The 26187-nt window shown below is 68.1% G+C and carries 21 protein-coding genes; 9 read left to right on the top strand and 12 right to left on the bottom strand.

Features of this window, described 5'->3' with window-relative positions:
- Positions 1–44: 44 nt before the first annotated feature.
- Positions 45–3026, bottom strand: a complete 2982-nt coding sequence (locus TsocGM_RS11450; protein ID WP_126725506.1) for a DUF1553 domain-containing protein — start codon at positions 3024–3026, stop codon at positions 45–47.
- Between the two features lie 248 nt (positions 3027–3274).
- Here TsocGM_RS11450 and TsocGM_RS11445 point away from each other — a divergent pair, with 248 nt between their 5' ends.
- Positions 3275–6022: a bifunctional acetate--CoA ligase family protein/GNAT family N-acetyltransferase gene (locus TsocGM_RS11445; protein ID WP_126725505.1), complete on the top strand. Its 2748-nt coding sequence runs from the start codon at positions 3275–3277 to the stop codon at positions 6020–6022.
- Between the two features lie 24 nt (positions 6023–6046).
- On the opposite strand, the gene TsocGM_RS11440 is transcribed toward TsocGM_RS11445, so the two are convergent.
- From TsocGM_RS11440 to TsocGM_RS11395, 10 genes are all read right to left on the bottom strand, one after another.
- On the bottom strand, positions 6047–6430 hold the full coding sequence (locus TsocGM_RS11440) for a VOC family protein (RefSeq protein WP_126725504.1): 384 nt from the start codon (positions 6428–6430) through the stop codon (positions 6047–6049).
- 196 nt (positions 6431–6626) lie between these two features.
- Positions 6627–7133, bottom strand: a complete 507-nt coding sequence (locus TsocGM_RS11435; RefSeq protein WP_126725503.1) for an EVE domain-containing protein — start codon at positions 7131–7133, stop codon at positions 6627–6629.
- Positions 7134–7417: 284 nt separating this feature from the next.
- A complete protein-coding gene (locus TsocGM_RS11430) occupies positions 7418–7921 on the bottom strand; it encodes a BlaI/MecI/CopY family transcriptional regulator (protein WP_158633503.1) in 504 nt (167 codons plus the stop codon).
- Between the two features lie 126 nt (positions 7922–8047).
- Complete coding sequence (locus TsocGM_RS11425) at positions 8048–8986, bottom strand: hypothetical protein (RefSeq protein ID WP_126725501.1); 939 nt, start codon at positions 8984–8986, stop codon at positions 8048–8050.
- Positions 8987–9014: 28 nt separating this feature from the next.
- Entirely contained in the window at positions 9015–9479 is a 465-nt protein-coding gene (locus TsocGM_RS11420) for an ExbD/TolR family protein (RefSeq protein ID WP_126725500.1), read from the bottom strand.
- Positions 9480–9595: 116 nt separating this feature from the next.
- Positions 9596–10063 carry an ExbD/TolR family protein gene (locus TsocGM_RS11415; protein WP_126725499.1) on the bottom strand — a complete coding sequence of 156 codons (468 nt, stop codon included), beginning with the start codon at positions 10061–10063 and terminating at the stop codon, positions 9596–9598.
- Positions 10064–10117: 54 nt separating this feature from the next.
- Positions 10118–11041, bottom strand: a complete 924-nt coding sequence (locus tag TsocGM_RS11410; RefSeq protein WP_126725498.1) for a MotA/TolQ/ExbB proton channel family protein — start codon at positions 11039–11041, stop codon at positions 10118–10120.
- A gap of 343 nt (positions 11042–11384) precedes the next feature.
- A complete protein-coding gene (gene hflK / locus TsocGM_RS11405) occupies positions 11385–12338 on the bottom strand; it encodes a protease modulator HflK (RefSeq protein ID WP_126725497.1) in 954 nt (317 codons plus the stop codon).
- A complete protein-coding gene (gene hflC, locus TsocGM_RS11400) occupies positions 12338–13321 on the bottom strand; it encodes a protease modulator HflC (RefSeq protein WP_158633502.1) in 984 nt (327 codons plus the stop codon). The genes hflK and hflC overlap by 1 nt, the downstream gene beginning before the upstream one ends.
- 35 nt (positions 13322–13356) lie before the next feature.
- Positions 13357–16488 (bottom strand): cation-translocating P-type ATPase family protein, encoded by a 3132-nt coding sequence (locus TsocGM_RS11395; RefSeq protein WP_126725495.1) that lies wholly within the window; start codon positions 16486–16488, stop codon positions 13357–13359.
- A gap of 398 nt (positions 16489–16886) precedes the next feature.
- On the opposite strand from TsocGM_RS11395, the gene TsocGM_RS27925 reads away from it, so the two are divergent.
- From TsocGM_RS27925 to TsocGM_RS11375, 4 genes are all read left to right on the top strand, one after another.
- Positions 16887–17087 (top strand): helix-turn-helix domain-containing protein, encoded by a 201-nt coding sequence (locus TsocGM_RS27925; RefSeq protein WP_126725494.1) that lies wholly within the window; start codon positions 16887–16889, stop codon positions 17085–17087.
- A gap of 51 nt (positions 17088–17138) precedes the next feature.
- A complete protein-coding gene (locus TsocGM_RS11385; RefSeq protein WP_126725493.1) occupies positions 17139–18887 on the top strand; it encodes a hypothetical protein in 1749 nt (582 codons plus the stop codon).
- A 550-nt stretch (positions 18888–19437) separates the two neighbouring features.
- A complete protein-coding gene (locus tag TsocGM_RS11380; protein WP_126725492.1) occupies positions 19438–19848 on the top strand; it encodes a phage terminase small subunit P27 family in 411 nt (136 codons plus the stop codon).
- Positions 19849–20011: 163 nt separating this feature from the next.
- Complete coding sequence (locus TsocGM_RS11375) at positions 20012–21268, top strand: phage major capsid protein (RefSeq protein ID WP_158633500.1); 1257 nt, start codon at positions 20012–20014, stop codon at positions 21266–21268.
- A gap of 156 nt (positions 21269–21424) precedes the next feature.
- Here the strand turns inward: TsocGM_RS11375 and TsocGM_RS11370 are convergent, their stop codons facing one another.
- Positions 21425–22864 carry a tyrosine-type recombinase/integrase gene (locus tag TsocGM_RS11370; RefSeq protein WP_126725490.1) on the bottom strand — a complete coding sequence of 480 codons (1440 nt, stop codon included), beginning with the start codon at positions 22862–22864 and terminating at the stop codon, positions 21425–21427.
- Between the two features lie 365 nt (positions 22865–23229).
- Here TsocGM_RS11370 and TsocGM_RS11365 point away from each other — a divergent pair, with 365 nt between their 5' ends.
- From TsocGM_RS11365 to rpsF, 4 genes are all read left to right on the top strand, one after another.
- A complete protein-coding gene (locus TsocGM_RS11365) occupies positions 23230–23904 on the top strand; it encodes an HAD family hydrolase (RefSeq protein WP_126725489.1) in 675 nt (224 codons plus the stop codon).
- Between the two features lie 241 nt (positions 23905–24145).
- The gene (locus TsocGM_RS11360; protein ID WP_126725488.1) at positions 24146–24790 is read left to right on the top strand and encodes a 50S ribosomal protein L25; all 645 of its coding nucleotides are present in this window, start codon (positions 24146–24148) and stop codon (positions 24788–24790) included.
- A gap of 66 nt (positions 24791–24856) precedes the next feature.
- On the top strand, positions 24857–25435 hold the full coding sequence (gene pth, locus TsocGM_RS11355; protein WP_126725487.1) for an aminoacyl-tRNA hydrolase: 579 nt from the start codon (positions 24857–24859) through the stop codon (positions 25433–25435).
- A gap of 150 nt (positions 25436–25585) precedes the next feature.
- A complete protein-coding gene (rpsF, locus tag TsocGM_RS11350) occupies positions 25586–26029 on the top strand; it encodes a 30S ribosomal protein S6 (protein WP_126725486.1) in 444 nt (147 codons plus the stop codon).
- Positions 26030–26187: the final 158 nt, after the last annotated feature.

Below are 26187 nucleotides of genomic sequence, written 5' to 3'. Positions count from 1 at the left end.
CGATCATCGCCAGCCCCTTTCGCGTCGGATCCGCTCTGTCTGATTCAGTCGACGAAGACGAACTCGTTTGTGTTCATGAGCAATCGGCAGGCGGCGGCCATGCCGTGCCGGGTCGCGAAGGAGGCAAGCTCCGCCCGCTCCCGATCGGTGGGGGGCCTTCCAAGGGCGATCCGGAACGCCTCCTCGATCCGGCCCGGCGCGTCTTCCGCACCCTGCTCGACGCGATCGGCGAGATCCTTGGCTCGGGCGATCATGAAGGGGTCGTTCAGCAGGGCGAGGGCCTGCAACGCTGTGATCGTCTCGTTCCGGATGGGGACGCTGACGTTCGGATCGGCGCCGTCGAGACAGTCGAGGAAGGGGTTGGGCACACTCCGCACGACGAAGCGGTAGATGGTCCGACGCCGGCCCTCGATCGGGTCGACGTGGGCCGGGTCGTCGTGGTCGTAGATGGGAGAATGATCATCCTTGAAGCGGAAGAGGTCGAAGCCCGGGCCTCCCATCGCAGTGTCGAGCACGCCGCCGACGACGAGGGCGGCGTCTCGGATCTCCTCGGCTTCCAGGCGTCGGCGATTCTGACGCCAGAGGAGGCGGTTGGCGGCGTCGATCCGGGCGGCGTCCTCGTTGTGATCGGAGGCTTGCCGGTACGTGGCGCTCGAGACGATTAGGCGGTCGAGGGCCTTGAGCGACCCTCCCGAGTCGCGGAACTCGACCGCGAGCCAGTCGAGCAAGTCGGGGTGGGACGGCATCGAGCCGTTGCGGCCGAAGTCGTTGGGCGTGTCGACGAGGCCGATGCCGAAGCGGTCCTGCCAGGAGCGGTTGACGATCGACCGCCAGGTCAGCGGGTTATTGGGAGAGGCGATCCACTCGGCCAGGGCGGCCCGCCGGGCTCCCTCGTCGGCGGAGCTGTCAACGTTCGAGTCGAGCCCGGGGACGCAGGACAGGGCCCCGGGACCAACCTCCTCGCCGGGTTGCTCGACGTCGCCGCGAGCCAGGACGTGGATCGGTCGCGGTTCTCTCGGGATAACGCCATAGACGAGCGATGGCTCGGGCATGGCCTCCAGATCCCCGGCGACCGCGATCGCGTCGGCCTCGATCGATTCGGCGGCGGCCAGCGTCTCGGGGGGGACGAGCATCGTCCTGAGGCGGGCCAGTTCGGCCACTCGCGTCCGCTCGGCCGACTCATAGAGCGAGGCCCGGCGCTCGATCGCTTCGAGCGTCGCCGGGTCGTCCAGGTCGGCGAGGAGGTGGCGGCTGTCGGCGCCGTCGATGAGGTGATCGCGACCCCAGCGGCCAGATTCGATGGAATCGAGCGCCGAGACGATCGCTTCGGGGGCGAGGTTGCGGCCTCCGGATCGGACGATGACCTCGCTCAGCGCGAAGACATAATCGTTCGTCCGCTCCCAGAGCCGGGTGGCCGTGATCCGGACGTAGCGGGCCGAGACCTCGGTGCCGGAGGGGGGAGCGATGCGCAACGCGACATCCCCGGGGTTGGAGACATCCTCCTCGGTGTGATCGGCCAGGACGATGGGATCCTCGAAGGAGGGGTCGTCCCCGGAAACCTCGACCCGGAATCGAGGAGGGAAGCCGAACCCGGGGGTGTCCGGGAAATCCACCGGCCGGGCGGGAATCAGGAGGATCGCCTCGATGGGGACGGCCCGGCCGAGATCGAGCTGGACCCACTTCGCCGAGTCGGGGGAAGACGCGATCGCGCTATGATACCCGTTCGTCGGGCTCTCTTCGGGGAGCGTCGGCCTGGGCAGGGCGTCGATCGCTCGCATCTGGGAGGCGAACTCGGCCTCGACCCGTTCTCGGCCCGACTTCGTGAGCTCGTCGATCTGGCTTCGGAGCGATTCCAGGAGGGAGCGGTTCTCGTCCCGCCGGCGCCGCAGCGTCTCTCGGCGGGAGGCCCGCTCGGCGCTCTCGAAGGGCCGGTCGCCGCGGTCGACGCCGGCGAAGACGGCCTGAAGGCGGTAGTAGTCCTGTTGGGGGATCGGGTCGAACTTGTGGTCGTGGCAGCGGGCGCAGTGGACGGTGAGGCTGACGAACGTGGACATGGCGTTGGCGAGCATGTCGTCGCGGTCGATCAACCGGGTCTTCAGCTTGTCGATGGTCCCCTCGCGCAGCTCGACGTGGCCGACGAAGTCCCAGGGCCCGGCGGCGATGAAGCCGGTCGCGATGATGCCGTCGGGATCCCCGGGGAAGAGGACGTCGCCGGCGATCTGCGCTCGGATGAATCGGGGGTAGGGGAGGTCGCGGTTGAACGATCGGATGACATAGTCGCGGTAGGGCCAGGCGTTCGGTCGCCGCTTGTCCTTGTCGTAGCCGTGGGTGTCCGCGAAGTGGACCAGGTCGAGCCATCGCCGGGCCCGGCGCTCGCCGTATCGGGGGGAGGCGAGCAGGCGGTCGACGAGCCGATCGTAGGCGTCCGGGTGATCGTCGGCGAGGAAGGCGTCGATCTCCTCGGGGGTCGGCGGCAGGCCGAGCAGGTCGAAGGTCAGGCGGCGGATGAGGGTGCGGCGGTCGGCCTCGGGGGAGGGAGCCAGCCCCTCGGCCTCGAGTCGGGAGCGGATGAAGGCGTCGATCGGGTTCCGGATCCCCTCGGTCGCTCGCACCGAAGGGATCTCCGGGCGGGTCAGGGGGGAGAGCGACCACCAGGGGACGTCGAAGCGGCGGTCCTGGAGCGTCACCCGATCAGGCCACGGGGCCCCCGCGATCAGCCATTCCCGGATCGCCTCGACCTGTTCGGGAGCCAGGGGGTCCCCCTCGGGAGGCATCAGCGGCTCGTCACCGGAGACGGCGTCGAGCAGCGGGCTGACCTCGGGATCGTCCTCGTCCAGCGCGGGCCCGGAGAGCCCTCCTTCGAGGAGCCCGGCGCGCGATTCCAAGGAAAGCCCCCCCTTCGGCCGGTCTCCACCGTGGCAGTGGACGCATCGGGATTCGAGGATGGCGGAAACCCGGTCGAAGGGCTCGTCGGCCGTCGGACCGGCCGAGGCCATTCCGAGCAAGATGAGCGGTCCGACGAGCATGGTCCGAAGCCCCTCAAGATTCGAGTCGGGGGGACGGCGACATCCTCCGAGCGACCCTAACCGAGCCGTCCGGGGTGTGCAACCAGCCGGGGATCGGTCCCGGGGTCGACCGGATCTTTCGAGGGGGCGGCCGGAATCGGTCGGGAGCCGATCGATCCCGGAATCGGCCCGGTGGCCGTCGCCAGGAGGGGCCGCGACGGATACCATGAGGACTCCGGAACGACCCGATGGATCACCCGGAGGATCTGATGACGTCCGCCGACGCCCACGGCCACAATCCGGCGCACGACGTGCTCCGCGCCACCCGGAGCGACCTCGACCCCATCTTCGCTCCCAGGACCGTCGCGGTGGTCGGCGCCTCCGAATCGCCCGGCAGCGTCGGCCGGACGATCCTCTGGAACCTCCTGAGCAACCCCTTCGGCGGCACGGTCTACCCGGTCAACCCGAAGCGGCCGAGCGTGCTCGGGGTGAAAGCCTATCCCCGGGTCGCCTCCCTGCCCGAGCCGGTGGATCTGGCCGTCATTGTCACTCCGGCCTCCTCGGTGCCGGGGGTCGTGGGAGAGTGCGTCGACGCGGGGGTCAAGGGGGCGATCGTCATCTCAGCCGGCTTCAAGGAGGTCGGCCCCGAGGGGGCGGCGCTGGAGCGACAGGTCCTGGAGCAAGCCAGTCGGGGCCGGATGCGGATCGTCGGGCCGAACTGCCTGGGCGTGATGAATCCCATCGTCGGACTCAACGCCACCTTCGCCGGAGCGATTGCCCGCCCGGGGAATGTCGCGTTCCTGAGCCAGAGTGGGGCGCTCTGCACGGCGGTGCTCGACTGGAGCTTCCAGGAGCAGGTCGGCTTCAGCGCCTTCGTCTCGCTCGGCTCGATGCTGGACGTGGGCTGGGGCGACCTGATCGACTACCTGGGCGACGACCCCAAAACCCGGTCGATCGTCATCTACATGGAGTCGATCGGCGAGGCGAGGAAGTTCCTCTCGGCGGCTCGGGAGGTGGCGATGACCAAGCCGATCATCGTCATCAAGGCGGGTCGGACGGCCGAGGCCGCCGCCGCCGCCGCCTCGCACACCGGCAGCCTGACCGGCAGCGACGAGGTGCTCGACGCCGCCTTCCGGCGCTGCGGCGTGCTCCGGGTGAACACGATCGCCGACGTGTTTCACATGGCTGAGGTGCTCTCCAAGCAGCCAAGGCCCCAGGGGAATCGGCTGGCGATCGTGACCAACGCCGGAGGCCCTGGGGTGCTGGCCACCGATGCCCTGATCCAGAACGGCGGAACACTCGCGACGCCGGCCCCCGAGACGGTCGCGGCCCTCGATGCGATTCTCCCCCCCGCCTGGAGCCACGGGAACCCGATCGACGTGCTCGGAGACGCCGGGCCCGACCGCTACGCCAGCGCCGTCGAGGTCGCGGCCAGGGATCCGAACAGCGACGGCCTGCTCGTCGTCCTCACCCCGCAGGCGATGTCCGACCCGACCCGGACGGCCGACCGATTGAAGACGTTCGCCCGGCTCGGGACCAAGCCGATCCTCGCCAGCTGGATGGGCGGGACGCACGTCGCCGCCGGGGTCGACATCCTCAACCGGGCCGGGATCCCGACCTTCTCCTACCCCGACACCGCGGCCTGGGCCTTCGCCACCATGTGGCGGTACAGCGACGTGCTCCGAGGCATCTACGAGACGCCGACCGAGACGGAGCACGAGGGGGAGGGCGAGGTCGACCGCCTCGCCGCCGAGGAGATCGTCCGCTCCGCCCGAAGCGCGGGGCGCACGATCCTGAATGAGTTCGAGTCGAAGCGGCTCCTGGCGAGCTACGGCATCCCGACCGTCGAGACGGTGATCGCCACCGACGAGGACGCCGCCGCCTCGGCCGCCGAGCGGATCGGCTTCCCGGTGGTGCTGAAACTGCACTCGGACTCAATCACCCATAAGACGGACGTCGGCGGCGTGGTCCTGAACCTGGCCGACGCCGGGGCGGTCCGGGCCGCCTTCCGGGGTATCAAGGAGTCTGTCGGGAAACGCTCCCGCCCCGCGGATTTCCTCGGCGTGACCGTGCAGCCGATGGTCCGCCCGGTCGATGCCTACGAGCTGATCGTCGGCAGCAGCCTCGACCCGCAGTTCGGCCCCGTCCTGATGTTCGGTACCGGAGGCTCGCTCGTGGAGGTCTTCCGAGACCGAGCCCTCGCGCTGCCGCCGCTCAACACGACGCTCGCCCGGCGGATGACGGAGCGCACCCGGATCCACTCGGCGTTGAAGGGGGTCCGGGGCCGGCCTCCGGTCGATCTGGCGGCCCTGGAGCGTTTACTGGTGCGGTTTAGCCAGTTGGTGGTCGAGCAGCGCTGGATCAAGGAGATCGACATCAATCCGCTGCTCGCCTCGAACGCCGGGCTGCTCGCGCTCGACGCCCGGGTGATCGTCCACGGCCCCGACACCCGCGCCGAGGACCTGCCCCGGCCCGCCATTCGCCCCTATCCCACGCAGTATATCGAGCCGTTCACTCTCCGGGACGGCACCCGCACGACCATCCGGCCGATCCGTCCGGAGGACGAGCCGCTGATGATCGCCTTCCACCAGAACCTCTCGGAGCGGAGCGTTTACTCCCGATACTTCCAGACGATGAAGCTCAGCACGAGAGTCGCCCACGAGCGGCTGACGCGGATTTGCTTCATCGACTACGACCGCGAGATGGCCTTGGTCGTCTCCCGACGCCCGAGCCAACCGGGCCAACACGAGATCCTCGCCGTCGGTCGGCTCAGCCGATTGCACGGCGCCGACGTGGCCGAGTTCGCCCTGCTCGTCGCCGATCCGTACCAGGGACAAGGGCTCGGTGCCGAGCTGCTCCGCCGCCTCCTGCGGATCGCCCGGGACGAGGGGATCCGCGTCGTGACCGCCGAGATGCTCCGGGACAACGGGCCGATGCAACGGGTCTGCGAGAAGCTCGGCTTCCGCCTCAGCTACGACCCCGACGACCAGATCGTGCACGCCGAGATCGAACTCTGAGCGAACCGGCCTCGGGCCGTCGGCTCAGGAGACGAGCGGCTTCGGCCGCTTGATGATCTGAAGCCTGTTCCCCTCGGGATCCCGGAAGAAGGCGGTGGTCATCGACTCGTTGTCGACGGCCGTGTCCTGCTCGAAGACCACGCCCTTCGCCTCCAGCTCGGCCCGGGAGGCGGCCACGTCGTCGACGAGGAAGGCGATGTGGCACATGTACCTCGTGTCTCCCGCCTCGATCCCCTCCGGTCGGCCGATCAGCTCGACGGCCACGCCAGCGTCATCGGCGAGGAAGTAGCCGGGGGGCGTCGCCTTGCTGTTGTCGAGGACCAGGCGGAGGCCGAAGGCGTCGATGTAGAACTCCTTCAGCGCGTGCGGGTCGGCGGCGAAGAGGGCGACATGCTCGATGCGAGCCATGGGAGGGCTCCGGGAGGTTCGAGGGAAGGTGATTGGCGGTTGGATGCCGGCCGGTGCCAGATCGCCGACAATCGGGAGGGGATTCGTCCCGGGGGAGCGATCGGGCGGGAAGGCGAGGGGCCGGGGGATCACCGCCGGGCTCGGTCGGCCGGCCGTCGTCTCGGCTCGAGTCGGCGATCGATCCCGAGCCGGAGGCTCAGGCCGGCTTCCGCCGGGTCTTCGACTTCGGCTGGGGAGCGGTGAGCCCGATCATCTCCTCGATGACGGCCCAGTGGTCGGCGCTCACCGGCATGACGGACAGGCGGCTCCCCTTGCGCAGCAGCTCCAGGCCGTCGAGGCGGGGCTCGGCGCGGAGCTGGGGAAGCGTCAAGGGGGGCTCGACGGGGCGGACGGCTCGGATACTGACCTGGAACCAGATGGGGTTGTCGGGGTCGCTCTTGGGGTCGTAGTGGTCGGCCTGGGGGTCGAAGGCCGTGGGGTCGGGGTGGGCCTCGCGAACGACCTCGGCGATGCCGGCGATGCCGGGGGGATTGGCGTTGGAGTGGTAGAAGAGGACGAGGTCGCCTCGCCTCACCTGGTCTCGGAGGAAGTTCCGGGCCTGGTAGTTGCGCACGCCGTCCCAGCCGGTCGAGCGCTCGGGGGCGGCCATCAGGTCCGCGAAGGAGAAGCAATCCGGCTCGGATTTGAACAGCCAGTAGGCCATCGCTCGGGATCCCCGATCGACTCGACCCGGCCCCTGCGTCCCGTCCCCCGGCCGGGTCGCGATCTTCCCCTCGGGACGGCTCGGTAGCCTAACACGCCGGAGGCCGATCGGCGAGGGCAAGGGACGGCCGCCTCGGGGGCGCTCGAGGACTGGCCTCCCGCGGCGTATCGAGGACGGCTCGCGTCTCGGAGCAGCGCTCCCAGCCGCTGCACCTTCTGCCGGACGGATCCGCCGGGGACGACGGGCAGCCGGTTCCGAGGGATCGGCCGAGGGGGCCTGGCGCGTCATTTCCGGACTCCGCCGGCACGCCGGGGTGCCCCGATCGCGGCCGCGTCCTGACCCCCGGGAACGTGGCGCATCGCCCTGGCGCCGACGACCGAGCCGGCCCCCCCCTCGTGGGCCGGGGCTCCCGTCGCGGAGCGGTCGAGGAGCCTCCGGATCTCGTCCCGATCCCGCTCGCTGAGGGGACGGGCCTCAAGGAGCTGGGCGATCATGCGGCCGGCCGAACCGTCGAAGAGGCGGTCGAGCAGGGTGCCGATCATGCCCGCCGAGGTCGCCTCCCGGCTGACCGAGGGGGACCACCGGTAGCCCTTCGGCCCCCGATGCCGAGAGACAAGCCCCTTGCCCATCATGACCGTGAGCATCGTCGCCACGGTGGTGTTGGCCACCGGCCGGCGCAGTTGGAGCGCCGAACGGATCGTCCCGAGCTCGCTCGGGCCCTCCTCCCAGAGGACCTTGAGGATCTCCAGTTCGACTTCGGTTGGGTGTCGGCTGGGCGGCCTGGGCACGGCGGTCGGGCCCCCGAGGAGGCCTCGGTCGGGTCGGGTCGGGGAGGAAGGAATTCGGAGATTCCAACGGAATCGAATCGATCCGGTCAACAGGATGTTGATCGGAACCGACGCGGGGGGGATCGATCAGGAGGGGGGGCGGTCGGGTGGGGGCTCGTCCGGGTCTTCGGAGCGGCCGTGCAGCCAGTCGTCGAGTTCCTCGGGGCTGATCTCCTCCCGGGGAGGGGAGTGGAAGCGCCGGCCGGAGGTCGAGCGGAACAGGGATCGGGCGGTGGTCATGGTCCGGGCGAAGAGGTACGCGACGAGCAGCGCGATGGGGGCCAGCAGCCACACGGGGCGGGAGCCGCCGAGGCCCGGCGGGACCGGGGCGCCGGCCTCATCCGGGATGTACTCGATCCTCCCGATGAGCATGGGGGCCTTGCGGGGCTTGTCGGCGGCGTTGTAGGCGAGCAGCTTGAAGAAGTAGCCGTGGAAGACGACGAAGGCGCGGACGTCGTCTCCGGCCGGCAGGCCCTCGGGGGCGTCCTCGAAGACGAGCACGTAGGGATACCCTCGGCTGTCTCCGGTGAAGGTCCAGGCCTCGTACAGCCGGCCGTGGGGGGCGAGAGACTGGGGCAGATCCTCCAGCGGGAGGATGCGGCGGGCGGTCCCCTGGAGGCGAATGGGCAGGCCGCGGTATCGGTCGGGGCGGGCGAGCAGGTCGGAGAAGACGACCTCGGTGCGGGCCTGCTCCCGGAGCCGCTCGGGGGGAGTCCGGCGGACCCGGTCGAGCAGCTCGGCGTAGGCGGCCGTCTCGGCGAATCGGACGGGGGTCTCGTCCCGGATGGCCCGAAAGGCGGGCGAGTCGTCTGGAGGGGGCAGGGGGGGCAGAGCCCCGACTCCCTCGGCGGGGGCCGGGGCGGGAGGGTGATCCTCGTGCCGACGGCCCTGCGCGGCGATCGCGACAACCAGCACCAGCAGGGTCGCCAGCGCGATCCGCCGTCCCCAGGCGACGAAGCGACGCCTCGGCCCGGGGCCCAGGTCTTCGCGACGGCCATCGAGGTCGAACGGGTCGGCGTGGCTCATTGTGAGGCCCCGGCGGTCGGCGGTCGGATCATCGGGTCTCGGTGAAGTTGACCTTGGTCAGGCCGAGCTCCGAGAAGACGTTCAACACCTCGACGAGGTGCTCCCAGTGCAGGTCCGGCTGCGACCGGATCAGGGCCTGGTCGAAGGCGTAATCCGGGTTCTGGAGCAGGTCTTCGAGTTTCGTGCGCAGGGCGGAGACGCTGTCGAACCGGAGCTCTTCCAGCTCGATGCCGGCGAGATTCCCACCCGGATCCGAGAGGAGCGTAACCTGGAACGACCGGATCGCCGGCGGTTCATCGGAGGGGCTCTCCTCGGGAGGGGGCTCGGGCTCGGGCTGCGTCTGGGGCTCGGAGGGGAGCAGGTTCAAGTCGAACTGCAACTCCAGGGGAGCCGGCTTGAACGTGAGGATGAAGAAGGTGAGCAACTGGAAGGCCACGTCGAGCATCGGCGTCAGGGGGACTTCGATGTCGCTGGGCTGGCGGCGTCGGGGCATCGGGGGCCGCTCCGGAGGGGGGGGCCGAGGGCTGTCCCGGTCGGCCGGGGTCGATCGTCGATGGCTTGCGATGGAAGGGGAAGGCGGTCGGGCGGGCGCTGTCGGCGGCCGGCCAATCAGAGGGCGGGGCCGCTGAGGGCGCGGAGGTCGAAGCGGGTGAATCCGACGTCCTGACAGGCGCGGACCAGGGCGAAGACCTCGGTGAAGGGGGTCTCGCGGTCGGCCCGGAGGATGATGGTTGTCGGCAGCGGCTCGCCGGCGGAGATCGGCACGCCGGCGGCGTCGGCATTGAGCCGGGCGAGATCGGCCTGGTAGCGGATCTCCTTGATCGCTTGCTCGGTGCCGAGTGCCTGGTTGTTGAACAGAAGCCGGCCCTCGGGGTCGATGTTCAGGACGAGTTTGTCCTCGGTCGCGTCCACGATCGGCCGGGCCGAGCCGGCCACCGGCAGCCGGACGCGCTGGTCGTACACTTCCTGGTTGAAGTTGGAAACCATGATGAAGAAGGTCATCAGCTGGAAGACGACGTCGAGCAGGGGCGTCAGGTCCGGCTGATACTTCACGTCGTGCAGGACGGGTCGGGCCATGATCGTGCGATCCTCCTCGGGCGTCGCCTGGGCCTCGCTCGGGGTGGTCGGAGATCAGGTGGCCGTTCGGGTCACGCCTTGCTGCTGCTTGGCGGCCTGCCAGAAGGCGGAGATCGTCCGGTCGGCGATCTTGGTCGTCTCGGTGGCGATGAAGATGATCCGGTTGCGGAAGAAGGCGAAGAAGAAGATGGCCGGCACGGAGACGATCAGCCCCTCGAACGTCGTCACCAGTGCCAGCGAGATGTTGCCGGCCAGCTTGGTCGGATCCACCTGCACGCCCTCGACCGTCGCCAGATCCTGGAAGGCCAGGATCATGCCGAGCACCGTGCCCAGTAGGCCGAGCATCGGGGCGATGGTGCCGATGGTCCCGAGGTAGCTGTTCTTCGACTCCATGTCGACGACGATCTCCTCGGCCGTCGCGTTCATCGCCTCCTTGGCCTCGGCCCGGCCGTTGGGCATGTTCGCCACGCCGGTCCGGACGAGCCGGGCGAGGAAGGACGTGTCGTCCCGGCAGGCGTCGTAGGCTTCCTGGAACTTCTTCTCCCGGATCGCGTTGTCCAGCAGATCGACCAGGTTCGGCGGCACCGCCTCTTTGAGCCGGAACTCCAGGAACAGGCGGATGATCATGGCCACCATCGTGATCGACAGGATGATGATCAGCCCGCCGATGATGCCCGATGACTCGATGAACCACTGCAGGCCGGACTTGGACCGCGTTGGGCCGGAAGACGTCGTCCCGGCCGGCGCCGGCTCGGCCGTCGGCTCCGGCTCGGGGGCGGGGACGGCCTCGGGGGCCGGAGCGTCCTCGGGCTCGGGGGGAGGGGGAGCGGCCTCCCCGTCCTGGGCGAGAGCCGGGGCCGGATCCAGGATACCGAGACCCAGCGCCACGACCGGCGCGGCCAGGAACGCCGCCATCAGGAATCGGGCCAGGAGACGCCCCTTGGGGATCGGGTTCGGACCGGGGATCGGGATCGGCATCGGTGGCGGTCTCCGTCGAGCGGTCGGGTCGGAGTCGACGTCGCGTTCAGGATGGGCGGGGCGGGCCGCGTCGGGGTCGGTTCGGGTCGAGTCGGCCCGCTTGAGCCGGTTGCCATGCGCCCATGAAGGGACCCTACCGGGGATTCTCGGACGCCCACCCCCTCGTGTCAACCGACCGATCGTCTCGACGCGCGCCCGCCCCGGTCGGGGGTGCCTGCGCTTCGGTCAGATCGAGTTCCCGGCCTGTTGGTCCCCCGGCCCGAGGGAAACCAACCGGCAAGGGAGGGCCGTCCCAAAGCGGTTGCCCTCCCGAGCCGGATGCTCCCGGATCGATCGCCGACGCCTACGGGGAGGCAGGCCCTTCCGTCGGAGGAGGGTTCCGAGGGGCCTCGGCTGGTCCCGACGCGCCGAGCAGGCTCAGGTCGAGCGGCTCGTCGGGTTCGAGGACGATCGTCCGACCGACCCGGGGCAGGGAAGACGTCAGCGCCTCCTGATACAGTCGGAGCACGGTCAACGACCGGGAATCGCCCAGTTCGGCCGCGAGCGACCGGAAGCGATCGGCCCGGGCTCGGGCAAGGGCGACCGAGCGATCGGCGGCGGCGTGGGCGCGGTCGAGGACCGCGGCCGACTCGGAGGAGACGGTCCCCAGGACTCGGTCGGCATGCCCCTGGGCCTCCCGGATCCGGGCCTCGGCCTCGCTCCGGGCGGCCTGGGTCGCGGCGAAGTCCGGGCGGACCTCCTCCGGCGGCTGGGCGCCGGTGAGGCTGACCCCGAGGATCGCCACGCCGAGGCCGAGCCGATCGACCGATTCCGACAGCTCCCGCTGGACCTCGTCGGCCACCGCCGACCGACCGTCGAGCATCGCCTCGTCGATCCCCCGCCGGGCCAGGGCGCTCGCCAGCGCCGATTCCCCCAGCCCGGCCAGCAGGGGCTCAACGCGATCCCCCGCCAGGGAGAAGGCGACCGGGTCGCTCGCTCGGTACTGGACCACCGCCTCGGCCCGGATCAGGTTCAGGTCCCCCGAGAGGAATTCGCCCTCCCCAGGGGCGTCCTCGGGCCCCGGCACCCCGGAGAGGCCGACGACCAGCCGGCGGACCTCGTCCGTCCGCACCCGGTCGACGCGGTCGATCCCCACTGGGAGCACCCAGTGGAGCCCCGGACCTCTCGGCCGGCCCTCGAACCGGCCCAGGCGGCGAACCACGGCCACCTCTCCCGGCTTGACGGCCACCAGGCCCGCCGACGAGAGGACGGCCCACCCCGAGACGAGCAGGACGACGACGAGGACGAAGCGTCGCATCAGTCGCCTCCCCCCGATCCAGTCGGCGATGGGCGCTCGGGGGGTTCGGCCGAGGCCGAGGCGGGAGGCGAGGCGGGCGCGAGCAACTCGGTGCTCGGTCCCTCGTGCAGGAGTCTCAGCAGCGGGCTGTCGGAGGAGAGGACGACCGTCGCCCGGCCGTCGAGCAGCGCCCGGTATGTCTCCAGGGTGCGAAGGAACTCGGCGAAGCTCGGGTCGACGGCATGCGCCTCGTTCAGGAGGCGGGTCGCCTCGGCCTCGCCGGAGGCCCGGATCCGCTCGGCCTCGGCGTCCGCCTCGGCGAGGATCGCCTCTCGCTCGCGGTCGGCCTTGCTTCGGATCGCCCGGGCCTGGGCCTCGCCGTCGGCCCGGAGCTGGGCCGCCACCTGCCGGCGCTCGCTCCGGATCACGTCGAAGACCGCCGGGCGGACCTCCAGCGGGTGGTTGAACCGGCGGAGGCGGACCACGACCACCTCGATCCCCAGCTCCTCCCGGGCGGGCTGGGCGACCGCTCCTCGGATCTCCTCCGTCACCTCGTCGAGCGCCCAGACCGAGTCGTCCGTTGAGGCCAGGCTCGCTAGCTCTCGGCGGCCGAGGGCGTCGCTCAACGCCGAGGCGATCCGTTCCTCCAGCCGTGCCTCGGCCGCCTCGGCCGAGCCGGCGGCGCGGAGGAAGGCGACCGGATCGGCCACCTTCCAGGCGACGAAGCCGGCGACCTCCAAGTTCTTCTTGTCCGCGGTGATGACCTCCCTCGGTGTCGCGTCGAAGGAGCGGAGTCGACGGTCGATCACCCAGGTTCCCTGCCAGGGCCATTTGACATGAGGGCCCGACTCGCCGGGGTCGTCGCCGTAGAGCGCGACCGGGCGGCCGAAACTGGTGACGAGCACGTAGCTGGCCTCGTCGGCCACGACGACCGATCGCGCCGCGGCCAGCAGGCCGGCCAGCGCGATCAGGACGGCGACGGCGAGGACGGTGGTTCGGCGCATCGGACGGTTCCCGAGGGCACTCGACGGGGAGGTGGTCATGGGTTGGGCACGGCGGGAGGATCGGTCGAGGGCGAGCCGGGCCCGGAGATCCTCGCGGGGGGCGGGTCGGCCAGGGGCCAATCGGGCAGGGGGGAGGCGGCGTCGGAAAGGATGAGGTGACGGCGCTGGCCGGTCCGGGGGCGGTCGAGGATGATCTTGGGCCGATCGACCACGGCGGCCTCGACGGCGTCCGCGAAGAGCCGATGGTCGGTGATCCCCGGCGAGGAGGACCGGGCGGAATGCAGGGCGAGGAAGGCCTCGGCCCGAGCCGAGGCGAGGGCGACGGCGGCTCGGCGGTCGGCCGAGGCGGCGGCGAGAGTGGCGGCGGCCGTCCCCCGGGCCTCGGCCAGCCGCTCGGCCCGGTCGGATCGGGCGGCGTTGGCGAGGGCCTCGGCGTCCCGGCCGGCCCGGGAGACGTCTCGGTAGGCGTCGACCACCGGCAGCGGGGGGTGGGCGTCTCGGAAAAAGACGCGGATGATCTCGACCCCCAGGCCGATCGCGTCGGCCCGTCGTCGCAGGGCGTCGGTCGTGGCCCGCTCGGCCTCTCCTCGGGAGGCGGTCAGCAGCTCGTCCAGCGGCCGACGGCCGACGACCTCGCGGAGGCTGGCCTCCGCCAGGGATCGGAGCGCCGGCTCCGCTTCCTCGACCCCGAAGGCGAATGCCTTGAGGTCGTCGATCGAGCGGCCAAGGCGATACTGGACCGTCGCCATCAGCTCGACGAGTCGGCCGTCGCCGGTCATCAGGAGGGCCTCCTCTCCCGAGATGGCGTCGAGCCGGTCATGACCGCTCTCCCAGCGGAAGCCGGCGGAGGGGGATCGCTCTCCCACCGGCCGGTAGCCGACCGTCACCCCCCGCACCCGATCCGGTTCCAGCAGGTCGACTCGCTCGATCGGTCGGGGCCATCGCAGGTGCAGGCCCGGCCCGAGGGCCGCCTCGAACCGGCCGAGCCGACGTACCAGGCCGACCTCCTCGGGGCCCACCGCCGTCAGCCCCGATCCCGCATATGAGATCACCCCGACCGCTGAGGCCGCCGCGATCCAGGCTCGGCGATGCGTCCAGGCCCGATCGATCGCGGCTCCCAGGTCGATCCGGTCGTCCCAGGCGTCGATCGCCCGAGCCGCCGCCCGGATCTGCCGGAACGGCGGGCCTTCGTGCCAGTCCCCGAAGGCGAGCAGCCGCATCGCGTTGAGCAGGACCAGCAGGGAGCCCGCCTGGTGCAGGATCGCCGCCGCCACCGGGCCGAGCACGCCCAGCATCGCCAGCGCGATCGCCGTCGCGTTCAGGCCGAACGCGAAGACGAGGATGTTCTGGCGAATCACCCGCACCGTGGCTCGAGAGAGCTTCACGAAGTCGGGGAGCGCGGCCAGGGGCTCTCCCATCAGCAGCACGTCGCCCGCCTCGGCCGCCAGGTCGGCCCCCGGCCCGGCGAGGGCGATTCCGACGTCGGCGGCGGCCAGGGCGGGGGCGTCGTTGATGCCGTCGCCGACCATCGCCACCCGGCGCCCCTCGGCCTGTCGCTCCCGGATCCAGGAGGCCTTGTCGGCGGGCAGCAACTCGGCCTCGACCGCCTTGATGTGCACGAGCTTGGCGACCGCCTCGGCCGCCGGCCGCCGGTCCCCGGTGAGCAGGGCGACGGCGGAAAACCCCAGGTGCTTCAGGTCGTGGACGACGTCGTGCGCCTCCCGACGAACCGAGTCGCGGGCCCCCAGCATTCCGACGACTCGGCCCTCCTCGGCCACCAGCAAGGGCGTCTCGCCGCTGGCGTCGAGCCGGGCGAGGAGCGCGTCGACCTCCTCGTCGATCGGCACGCCGCGCTCGATCATCAGGCGGCGGTTGCCGACCAGCACGGATCGGCCGTCGCCGGCCAGCCTCGCCTCGACCCCGGCCCCGGGGAGGGCGGCGGCCTCCTCAACCTCGGGGATGGTCAGGCCCCTGGCCTCGGCGGCCGTCACCACCGCCTCGGCGAGCGGGTGACGGCCGCCGCGCTCGGCGGCCGCGGCAAGGGTCAACACCTCCTCGGCGGGTCGGCCGTCGACCGCCTCGATGGTGGTCAGCTCCGGGCGGCCGAGGGTGAGCGTGCCGGTCTTGTCGAAGGCGATCGTGTCGCACCGGGACAGACGCTCCAGGGCCGCCCCTCCCTTGATGACGATTCCATGCCGGGCCAGCCAGGCCATGCTCGCCATCACGGCGGCGGGGGTCGCCAGGATCAGGGCGCACGGGCAGGCGACCACCAGCACCGCCACCGCCCGCTGCCCGGTGTCCGGCCATCCGAGCAGCAGCCCGGCCGCGACCGTTAGCCCCGCCGCGGCGAAAACGACCGGCAGGAAGGAGCGGGCCAGCCGGTCGGCCGTCCGGTGCAGCGGGGCCTTGCGCCGCTGAGCGTCGGCCACGAGTTTGAGGACCTGCCCAAACGTCGATTCGTGCCCGACCCGATCGGCCCGGACCTCGATCTGGCCGAACTGGTTGATCGTCCCGGTGAAGACGCGTTCTCCCGGGCCGCGGTCGACCGGGATCGACTCGCCGGTCAGAGCCGACTGGTCGATCGAGGTTCTCCCGGAGACGATCGCGCCGTCGACCGGGATGCGCTCCCCGGCCGAGACGACCACGACCTCCCCCCGTTGCACCTCGTGCGGCGGCACCTCGACCAACTGCCCCCCCCGCCGGACCCGGGCGACCCGAGGGGCCTGGTCGAACAGCCGACGGATCGACCGCAGGGCCCGGTCGGCCGTGACCGCTTCCAGCACCTCTCCCACCAGGGCGATGAAGACGACCTCGGCCGCCACGAACGGCTCTCGCAGCGCCAGGGCCGCCAAGGCCGCCACCGCCAGGGCGACGTCGGCGCCGACGGATCCCTTGACCATCGCCTCCAACGCCTGGTAGACGATCCGGGCCGAGCCGATCAGCGCCGCCACCCAGATCGGGCTTACCCCGAACGGCGTCCTCCAGGAGGGAGCCGAGTACCGGAGCAGCAGGTCCAGGCCGATCAGCGCGCCGAGCACCGCCGTGATCGCGTAGAGCCGGCGGTGCTCGGCGCGGTGGTGGTGGTCGTGGTCGTCGAGCGCCCCGGCCGCCTCGAAGGCGTGGGCGCGCAGGTGCTGCATGTCGTCCGGGTGGTACTCACGGTGCATGGGTCGGCCTCGCCGTTCCGCAAGTCCTTTTCCTGTAATGCGTTTGACTCATTCGTTTCTGTACCATTTTTGTACCAGTTGCCCTGTACCAGAGGGTGTACCAGATTGGTCGGCTAGATGGTCGGCTCGGCTCTCATAATCGCCCATTGGGAGGGGTGAGGGAAGGGGGTCGAGACCCTGCCCGACTAGGCGAAGATCGTCACGACCAACTTTGCCACCCTGCCGAGCACGCTGACAGGGAGAGGATCGCCGTCCGGTTGCGAAATCGGCAATCCAGTAATTCCAGGCGATCTAGGGAGTCTGGGCAGAGGGAGGGCAAAGAGTCCCGTTCCTCTCGTCCTGGATTGTTTTTGTGTAAATTCCACCTATCAGACCCTACTATACGGAGGAGGTGTTGCATGGACATGTCTAGGGACAGGTACGTGAGTATGGCAGAGGCGAGGGAGAGGCTCGGTGTCCATCGCCAGACGGTGTATGAGTGGGCGTGGCGTGGCGAATTGCCCTCGGTGAAGATCGGCGGCCGTCGGCTCGTGCCGATGGCGTGGGTGGAGAGTCAGGTGGGCCGGACTGTACGTGTTGGACGGCCACGGAAGAGTTGAAAAGAAAGCCCCTGTGAGGTCTCCACTCCTCACAGGGGCCTGATGTGATCGATGCCGCCAAGCATCAAGAGGAGCACCACAACAGCAAAGGAAAAAGTCATGGTGTCAAAACTGTCCAAGTATAATATCGTTGATGGGTCTAGAAAACTCAAGAGGTCGGCTGAAAAAGAGGTGCTGACCTGGATTCGCAAGCGGACGTACCCCTACCAGTACGGATGGTCGTGGGCGGACAAGACGGTTTTCCGCCAGATCACCAACAAGCAGGTCATCAACGCCTTCCGTGCCTGTCGTACCCGAGATCGGCGGATCGACTTCCCGAGGATTGACGACCGCATGTACGCCGAGCACATGGCAGGAGAGAGGATCTTCTACTTCTACGGCGATGGCCGGATCAAGACGCCCGAGACGCTGCTGAAGATCGATGTCGATTGTCACAAGTCGGGGTCGTTCGCCGGGGCGGTGTCCTGCGTCGAGTGGCTGACCGAGAACGGGTTCCCCGGATTGTTCTGGAGTCGATCGACCAATGGCAGGGGCGCCCACGCCTACATCGTCGTGGACAAGTTCGATGTTGGAGTACAGGCCGTCCTGGACGGTGCGAACGGGCTGGAGAAGTGGCTGAAGTACCAGCACTCGGTACACGGTTGGGACATCGAGATGATCGAGGTGAAGGGCAAGCCTCGGACCTTCCATTGGGGAGAGGCGAAGTACGACCTGCTCGACATCACGGGCGGCTCCCTGGCGAAGATCCCGGTCGAGGCGTTCGACCGTCCGCACGACCTGATGAACACCACACGCCTGAAGGTCAAAGACCTGCGTCGGCTCGGCTCCCAAGTACCGAGGGATTGGGAGTCGTCCACTCCAACTCCAACTCCAACTCCAACGTCTGCCGAATTCGGGTCGATCGACATGGAAGAGATGGGGGCGTCCTGGCGTCCGTCCCATCGGCATCGGGAATGGCCGCTTTGGGTGGAGCACGTGGCCCGTCATGGGCTCCAAGAGGGTGACGACCTGGGCGTCATCGTCGGGGAGTTGGCGGCGTGGCTCTGGTGGGTGGAGTTGTACTCGGATCGTGATGAGAAGATCATCGCCGATCTGCTCTTCGCCTGGGTGCAGGAGAGGCACAACGGCCACGTGGAACGGCTCAATGAGGGCAAGGTGGCCGATGTCGAGTCGCAGGTGAAGAGGGCGGTCAAGTCGGCGAAGAAGAAGTGTGCCGAGTCGTTGGAGGTCTTCGCCAAGATCAGGCAGAAGCGATCCAGCGGCAAGTATCGGCGTCTGATCGAGGTGGCCCAGATCATGGGGGCGGAGGTCGAAAGCACAGAGACAGAGAGAGATACTCTGTCTTCTTTATGTTTGGTACTAAGGGATGACCCTCTCCCCTCGGAGATCGAGAATCGGCTTGCCCAGATCATCGCCGACCTCGCCAGCAGGAAGGCGGAGACTCCCTCGGAGATCGCCGAGTCCATCGCCGAGTTCGTCCCCAAGACCGAGAGGAAGCCGATCAGGATGAGGAAGCGTGACGGCGAATACCCGTTCGTCCGCTTCGCCCGACGCTTCCTCAACTGCCTCTGGGATCACCACGGCCATTGTCGCATCAACACCGACGATCTGAACCTCATGGCCGGCAGCAAGGACGCTCACCAGCAGATCGAGTATAAGAAGTATCTGAGGGACGCCGGGATCATCGAGCCGTACAAGGGGAAGTACCGCAGCGGGACCGCCTCGTCCCTGTACGCCATGACGCCCGAGACGTTGGCCGAGTTCAGGAGCCACCACAGACAAGCATCCCAGACGGCTTGACGCTAAAGCCCGAGTCATCATCGGGGCCATCCAAAAGGCGCACACTAAAAGAAGACAGAGTGTTCCTTCTGTCCCCCGCACTTAACACCAAACATAAAGAGGACAGGTATCTCCTCCTTGTCTGTGCTGTGGCCGTCCTTCCCTCAGTTCAACTGAGGATGCCCCTACCGCCTCCCCAGAGCCCCAGGAGCCCGCCAGAGCCATCGGGATCGAGGGGCCGACAAAGAGAGCCAAGCGGCCCCACGACGCAACCTTGAGCGTCCTGGAGCGTCAGGAAGTGCAGACATCGAGTTACAAGCACACGACAACACAAACGCAATGATTGCATGGATGGGCCGACGCCATCAAGGGTGTGAGTTTAACTCACACCCTATCGTCAGTGCCGATGGTGGCGATCACGTCCTAGATGTTGCTTGTAACTCCACATTCGATTGAGTGGAAGTGAGAGGGGGATAAGGGTCCGAGGATGGAGTCCTGCCCTACTAGAAGGACGGGACTGCCTTTACCAATTTTATAGACGTTCCAAAACACCTAATTTACTACATACATCATGAACAAACGTGGTCCAAAGCCGAAGATCAGATCCAGAGCCAAGTCATCGCCGATCCCCGATCCGCCCGGCCATCTGAGCGACACGGAGCGTACCGAGTTCGTGCGAGTCGCCAACGTCTTGCATGACGCCGGTCTGCTGTCGGCTGCGGACGTGGACATCATCGCCTTGTATGCGAGGTGGCACGGGTCGTGGACGCAGGCGAACGAGCACGTTGCCGAGCACGGCCAGGTGATTACGACAAAGACCGGGGCGATCAAGCCGAATCCGAGCGTCAACATCAGCAATACTGCATCTAGGGAGATGCTCAAGTGTCTCAATGCGCTTGGCATGACGCCGGCCTCACGCAAGGCGGTGGAGCGTGTGGAGCGTCACGAGGATGATCCGATTGCGAAGTTGATGGCGTGGTAAAACGAAGACGCCCCAGGTACCACTAAATACTGTCGAGTGGTCTGCCGAGTGTCCATACCGATGGCGGATCGTTGGCCGGAGTCCCTTGCGTCTACACCTTGGAAGGCTGGCCCATGCTCAATGCAGACAACGGTTTTACCAAAGTGGTGAAACGATGGATGACATGAATACGCTGAGGCATCGCCTCAACGGCAAGATGGTGGAGTTGCGTCAGTATCGGGCTCGGCTTGAGACACGGGAGTTCACTCCTCAAGAGCGTGCCGAGGTCGATCGGATCAAGGCGGAGATCGAGGAGTTGAAGGCAAAGATCGTCGAGGTCGAGGGACACTTGCCCCCGGCGATGGAAGAGGAGATGCGTCAACTGGAGTTGCGGCCTCGCAAGGCCCCGGTCTTCGATGACAAGTATGCCAATCGCTTCGGTGGAGAGTTCTCGCTATTCAAGGCGGTGCGGTCGCTCGCCGAGCAGGGTCGATTGGACGACGCCTCGGAGCAGGTGACTCGGGATCTGGCCCGTAGGGACGGGCGCCAACTGAGGGGGCCGAATTCGTTCCTGCTTCCCTTGCAGACCCGTGCGGTGAATCGCACGAATGGTGCTGGGATGTTGACGGAGCAGTATGAGGACATCTTGTCCTACCTGCGGAAGTCGAGCGTCATCGGCAAGTTGGGCGTGAAGATCATGCCCGACATCGAAGGCAAACTCGTTTTGCCGAAGGTGACGGCTGGCTCCAGTGGCCAATGGGTCGCTGAGGGCGATCAGGTGACTGGTAGCAACGTGACGATCGGCTCTGTGACGCTGGCCCCGAGGGCTCTCTGTGCCTCGGTGACGTTTTCTCGGCAGTTGCTCAAGCAGAGCAGCTACGATGTCGAGGCGACGTTGATGGACGACCTGAAGGCGGCTTTGGCCGAGTCGTTGGACGCTGCGGTGATCGCCGGAAGTGGGAGTGGAGAGGAGCCGACGGGCTTCCTGCATGACTCCTCGGTGGCCGTCGTGAGCAAGGCTGGAGCGTCGATCGCCTACACCGATCTTTTGGAGTTGGAGCGTCTGGTCAAAGAGTCCAAAGCCCCTGGCGAGATGAAGTATCTGACTTCGCCGAAGGGTGGGAAGACTCTGAAGATGACTCCGAGGCTCGGGACGGAGGTTCCGTCGTTCGTGATGGAGGACGGATTCGTCAACGGTTACGAGGCGGTTGAGAGCAACTTCGTCCCGACGGACATTTCGTCGGGGTCGTCCACCAATCTGACAGCAATCTTCTTCGGCGACTTCGCCGATGCTGGGGTCGTGGCCCTTTGGGGTAGTGGCGCCGAGGTCGTTGTCGATCCCTACACAAGGGCGAGTTACAACGAGATCGTCCTGCATGCCTACCTGGACTGCGATTTCAAGGTGCGGCGTGGGTCGAGCCTGAGAAAGATGGTGTTCTGATGTGAATGTCAGATGATCTGACATTTTAGCCCTCGGCGAGTCATGCTTGCCGAGGGCCTTCTTCATTGGTGGAGTCCACTACGCCAACCATCACTTTCATCGTGATGGTAGTAGAGATTGGGGTGGAGTGGTTGTCGGAATTCCGACGATCGGGGATCATTCGGTGACGCCGTACTTCCTGCCTAGCCATGCGAGGGCTTCATCGAAGGCGATTTGGTGAGGTCGGCTATAGTGCTTGTCTTTGATGGATCGTGGGGAGTGTCCGAGGAAGAGGGTGCCGATCTTGCCCGAGGGGTCGAATTCTTCGAGCAAGGTGGACGAGGTGGCACGGAGGACGGAGAACGACCCGGACACGCCACATCGTCCGGCCAAACGCTTGTAGGCGGTCGCCACGGAGTCCTTTGCTCTGAGCCGACCATCGACGATCCGCTTGTCAACCAGGGGGCGACCGCTGGACGTGACAAGGGCTCGATTGCCCTCGGCCTTGAAGGTGGAGAGCAGGGCCAATGTCGCCGGCCAGAGTTGGTACGTGACGGTGGGCACGTCCTTCTCTTTGTGGGTCTTCGATCGTTTCCGGGTGATCGTCCCGGCCTTCAAGTCCACTTCGCTTGATTGGAGGTCGGACAAGTCCTTCTGCGTCATGCCGGTGTTCATCGCCAGCAGGAGATACAGCCGAACCCGGTCGGTTGCCATGTCGAGGAGTCGGCGGACATCCTCGGTCGTCATCACCTCGATCTCTCGGGTGGTGCGACCGATCCTGTAGGCGTCCAGGTTGCGGGGGAGGTGATCGAGCAGACGAGTCTGGTAGAGGTGTTTGACGAACGCCTTGCCGACCTTGAAGACGATGGCGGAGTAGTCTCGACTCCATCCGGCTTTGGGGTCGTTCTCCCGTTCGCCGATCTTGGAGAGCACGTAGCCGTACCATGCCGTCCACTTCGTCTCGTCGATCGAGCCGACGGGCGACTCGGTGCCGAGGAAGTCCCGGAAGTGGTGGAGGGCGATCCGGTCATTAGCGTGTCGGGCCGGGGAGATTTCGCCGGCCTTGACCTTCGTCTGCTGCAACGTCGTCCAGGTGGCGACTTGGCCACCGATGGTGAGGTCGTCTGGCAGGGGGGTGGTGGCGTCCCGTTGGAGTCGATCTCGCCAAATCGAGCCCTCGCCGAAGATCATGCGAGCAATCGAGGGGTCGAGGTCGTCAGGGATGATGATGCCGGAGGATCGGGCGATGGCGATCACCTCGCCCGGCCATTCGGGGTCGGGGTCGTCATCGGCCCGGAGTCGCCGGGTCGTCTCGATCTTCTCCGTCAGGGAGGCTGCGGTGTCCGGCTGGCCGTGTCGTCTGGCCCAATCCCTCTTGGCTTCCAGCAACGCAATCGTGTCTGCGTGGGGGTGTGGCCCTCGGTGGCCGTCGATCTCGGCCCGTTTCTCGTCCCACCATGCGTTAGCGACTCGGTAGGAGCCCTCTTTGGTGGAGGGGACGGGCTGGCCTGCCCACTTGGAGAGTTGGCGACAGGAGATGACGTAGCGTCGTCCTGCGTGCTGGACACGCCATCGATGGTTGGAGGCGTCCCAAGTCAACTCGTACTTGGCTGGCATCGGAGGTCTCTGCTGGGTGGAGATGGATCAGCCGAGACCATTTTGTACCAGATTTTGTACCATTTTGGGAGGTCAATCGGTCGGGATGGTACAGAAAACACTGGAAAAACCGGCATTATTGGCATGGTGCTGCATGTCGTCCGGGTGGTATTCGCGATGCACCGTGAGCCGCCCCCTTCGCCGATCTCGACCGGCCGCCCCGGAGGACGGCCCGCGTCCCAACGTGCCGCGATCCGGCGGCAGCGTCAAGCGAGCCGCGGACCGAGTGGGGAATCAGCGGAGCCGGTCCTCCCCTCCCCTTCCTCTTCCAGGGCCGGATCCCGTAGCATGATCGGCCTGATCCCGACCGCCTCCTCGACACGAGCATGAGCACGACCGAACCCCCCGCTCCCCGGATCCGGGCCGTCGCGTTCGACATGGACGGCCTGATCTTCGATACCGAAGCCCTCTTCCACCGCGTCGCGGTCGACCTGCTGGCGGCCCGGGGGAAGCAATTCACCCCGGAGATGATGGCGGCGATGATCGGCCGGCCGGCGGCGGTGGCGGGCCCGGCCCTGGTCAGGCTGGCCGGGCTGGAGGAGTCTCCCGAGGCGTTGCTGGCCGAGGCGAGGGAACGATTCGACGCCCTGATCGACACGGCCGTCCATCCGATGCCGGGGCTGTTCACGATCCTCGGCCTGCTGGAACGCCGGGGGATCCCCCGGGCCGTGGCGACCTCGACCCGCCGGCAGCAGGCCCTCCGGCTGCTGGGCCACCACGGGTTGCTCGCGCATTTCGCCTTTGTGCTCGGGGGAGACGAGGTGAGCCGAGGGAAGCCGGACCCGGAGATCTACCGGACGGCGGCCGGTCGGCTCGGGGTCGAGCCTGGGGCGATGCTCGTGCTGGAGGACAGCCCGGCGGGCGTCTCGGCGGCGAGAGCGGCCGGCGCCTTCGTGGTGGCGATTCCGCACGACCACAGCCCCGCCGGGGGCCTGCGCGAGGCCCATCGTCTGGCCGACCGGCTCGACGATCCGGGCCTGCTCGCCCTGCTCGGCGGGTGATCGCGGCGCGGGGGTCTTGCGGGTCGGGGAGCGTCTCGTCATAATCGCGGGATGCGCGGCCCTCGCGGGCGGCGTTTTTTCGTTTGGCGCCGGGGATCGGCGCCTCCGACGCCGGGCCTGCCCCGACGCCTCGATTCCGAACTTCGTTGGACCCAGCCAGCTCCCGATCCGGTCGCCCCCGCTTGCCCCGCCCTCAAGGCGAGGGGACAGGGCCCGGCGACGGAGGGACGGACACCCACCCATGGCCGAAGCGGTAACCATCCAGGTCGAGCCGCGCGACCCGACCAAGAACAAAGGGACCGGCAGCCGGGTCGCCCGGAAGCTGCGGGCCCAGGGGCGCGTGCCGGCGATCATCTACGGGCACAAGTTGCCTCCCGTGCCCATCTCCCTGGCGCAAGACGACGTGGCGATGATGCTCAAGAAGTCGGTCCACCTGGCCCAGCTCTCCTGGGACGGAGCGACCGAGCTGGCCGTCGTCCGAGACGTGCAGTGGGACCACCTGGGCAAGGAGATCATCCACCTCGACTTCCTCCGCGTCAGCAGCGGGGAGACCGTCGAGGCGGAGGTCGCCCTGGAGACCCACGGCGAGCCGGTCGGCCTGAGCCTCGGCGGCCGCCTGGAGCAACTGGTGCGCAGCCTGAAGATCAAGGCCAAGCCCACCGCCATTCCGAAGTCAATCACGATCGAGGTCGGCGGCCTGAACGTCGGCGACGCGATCCTGGTGCGGGATCTCAAGGGCATGCTGCCCGAAGGGGTCTCGACCGATGCCGACGAGAGCATCATGCTCGTCCACGTCGTCGAGAAGAAGGCCGGCTCCGCCGCCGCCTCGGCGGCCGAGGGCGAGGCCGCCGCCGAGGGCCAGGCCGAGGGCGAAACCTCCGCGTGACCGGACCGGGTGAAGGACTGAGGAGCGGGGCCCTCGGGGCCGACCCGGGGCCCGGGGCATCGGCCCATGAGCGAGCGAAAGCTGATCGTCGGGCTGGGCAATCCCGGCCCCAAGTACGAGGGGACGCGGCACAACGTCGGCTTCGACGTCGTCGACCGTCTCGCTCAGGGTGGCCGGCCCTCCTCCTTCTCCAAGAAGTTTGACGGCTTGCTGGCCGAGGCTGAGCTCGACTTCCACCGCGTCCTGCTGCTGAAGCCCCAGACCTTCATGAACCTCAGCGGGAGGAGCGTCCGCCAGGCCGTCCAGTTCTACAAGCTCACCCCGGCCGACGACCTGCTCGTGATCTGCGACGACATCAGCCTGCCGCTGGGCAAGCTCCGCATTCGCCCGAAGGGCTCCGACGGGGGCCAGAAGGGGTTGCGCGACATCATCGCCCAGCTCGGCACCCCGGAATTCCCCCGGCTCCGTATCGGCGTCGGCGACCCCGGCCCGGCCGACGCCGCCGACTACGTCCTCGGCCGATGGCGGAACACCGAACGCCCGGTCATCGACGACGCCCTGATCGCCGCCACCCAGGCCGTCGCCGTCTGGGTCTCCCAGGGCCTCGAAGCGGCCATGAACCGCTTCAACGCCCCCGGCGGCTGATCCCTCCCTTGCGATTGATTTCACCGTAAGTTTGTCTCAGAACAAATGTTCCGGAGGATCCGATCACCGTCTCCCCGTCGGGAGGGGAGACGGGCCGGGGCGGATCGAACCCGCCCCGGCTCCCCGGATCCCCAAGCCGAGGAGGCCGCCGTGCCGGTCAACACGTACGAGGGGATGTTCCTGCTGGACAGCGCCAAGGTCGCCACCTCCTGGGAGGAATCGGAGCGCCACGTCCACGACCTGCTGCGCAAGCACGAGGCCGAGATCGTCGCCAGCCGGCAGTGGGACGACCGCCGGCTCTCCTACCCGATCGGCCCGCACAAGAAGGGGTGCTACCTGCTGACCTACTTCCGGGTCGACGGGGCGAAGATCAAGGAACTGGTCAACGACCTCCACCTGGATGAGCTGGTCATTCGCGAGCTGATTCTCAAGGTCCACCCCAAGCTGGTCGATCACCTGGTCACGCAGGCGATGTCCTTCACCCCGTCCGACGACTCCGGCCCCCCCGACGACGACGACCGTCGCGACCGCCGGGATCGCGACCGGGGAGAACGCCGCGGCCGCGATCGGGATCGCGACCGCGACCGCGACTGACTCGCCCCTCACGCCGGGGCGAGTCATCTCGTCCCATCTTCTCGGCTTGTGTCCGGCGCCGTTCTGTGGTACGGTTCCATCAGGGTGACAACCGTTTAGTGTCGCAACCCCGTCTTCCGACCACGACCCGCCGAAACCGGCCGGCCCGGGGCCGGGGA

Source organism: Tautonia sociabilis (genome assembly GCF_003977685.1).
In the GTDB taxonomy this organism is placed as follows: domain Bacteria; phylum Planctomycetota; class Planctomycetia; order Isosphaerales; family Isosphaeraceae; genus Tautonia; species Tautonia sociabilis.
This window is presented reverse-complemented; position numbering and strand designations above follow the sequence as displayed.

What these genes read in the sequence shown, in the direction of transcription:
- TsocGM_RS11450 (WP_126725506.1), bottom strand. Translation starts at nt 3,026, where the DNA reads ATGCTCGTCGGACCGCTCATCTTGCTCGGAATGGCCTCGGCCGGTCCG.
- TsocGM_RS11445 (WP_126725505.1), top strand. Translation starts at nt 3,275, where the DNA reads ATGACGTCCGCCGACGCCCACGGCCACAATCCGGCGCACGACGTGCTC.
- TsocGM_RS11440 (WP_126725504.1), bottom strand. Translation starts at nt 6,430, where the DNA reads ATGGCTCGCATCGAGCATGTCGCCCTCTTCGCCGCCGACCCGCACGCG.
- TsocGM_RS11435 (WP_126725503.1), bottom strand. Translation starts at nt 7,133, where the DNA reads ATGGCCTACTGGCTGTTCAAATCCGAGCCGGATTGCTTCTCCTTCGCG.
- TsocGM_RS11425 (WP_126725501.1), bottom strand. Translation starts at nt 8,986, where the DNA reads ATGAGCCACGCCGACCCGTTCGACCTCGATGGCCGTCGCGAAGACCTG.
- TsocGM_RS11420 (WP_126725500.1), bottom strand. Translation starts at nt 9,479, where the DNA reads ATGCCCCGACGCCGCCAGCCCAGCGACATCGAAGTCCCCCTGACGCCG.
- TsocGM_RS11415 (WP_126725499.1), bottom strand. Translation starts at nt 10,063, where the DNA reads ATGGCCCGACCCGTCCTGCACGACGTGAAGTATCAGCCGGACCTGACG.
- TsocGM_RS11410 (WP_126725498.1), bottom strand. Translation starts at nt 11,041, where the DNA reads ATGCCGATCCCGATCCCCGGTCCGAACCCGATCCCCAAGGGGCGTCTC.
- hflK (WP_126725497.1), bottom strand. Translation starts at nt 12,338, where the DNA reads ATGCGACGCTTCGTCCTCGTCGTCGTCCTGCTCGTCTCGGGGTGGGCC.
- hflC (WP_158633502.1), bottom strand. Translation starts at nt 13,321, where the DNA reads ATGCGCCGAACCACCGTCCTCGCCGTCGCCGTCCTGATCGCGCTGGCC.
- TsocGM_RS11395 (WP_126725495.1), bottom strand. Translation starts at nt 16,488, where the DNA reads ATGCACCGTGAGTACCACCCGGACGACATGCAGCACCTGCGCGCCCAC.
- TsocGM_RS27925 (WP_126725494.1), top strand. Translation starts at nt 16,887, where the DNA reads ATGGACATGTCTAGGGACAGGTACGTGAGTATGGCAGAGGCGAGGGAG.
- TsocGM_RS11385 (WP_126725493.1), top strand. Translation starts at nt 17,139, where the DNA reads ATGCCGCCAAGCATCAAGAGGAGCACCACAACAGCAAAGGAAAAAGTC.
- TsocGM_RS11380 (WP_126725492.1), top strand. Translation starts at nt 19,438, where the DNA reads ATGAACAAACGTGGTCCAAAGCCGAAGATCAGATCCAGAGCCAAGTCA.
- TsocGM_RS11375 (WP_158633500.1), top strand. Translation starts at nt 20,012, where the DNA reads ATGAATACGCTGAGGCATCGCCTCAACGGCAAGATGGTGGAGTTGCGT.
- TsocGM_RS11370 (WP_126725490.1), bottom strand. Translation starts at nt 22,864, where the DNA reads ATGCCAGCCAAGTACGAGTTGACTTGGGACGCCTCCAACCATCGATGG.
- TsocGM_RS11365 (WP_126725489.1), top strand. Translation starts at nt 23,230, where the DNA reads ATGAGCACGACCGAACCCCCCGCTCCCCGGATCCGGGCCGTCGCGTTC.
- TsocGM_RS11360 (WP_126725488.1), top strand. Translation starts at nt 24,146, where the DNA reads ATGGCCGAAGCGGTAACCATCCAGGTCGAGCCGCGCGACCCGACCAAG.
- pth (WP_126725487.1), top strand. Translation starts at nt 24,857, where the DNA reads ATGAGCGAGCGAAAGCTGATCGTCGGGCTGGGCAATCCCGGCCCCAAG.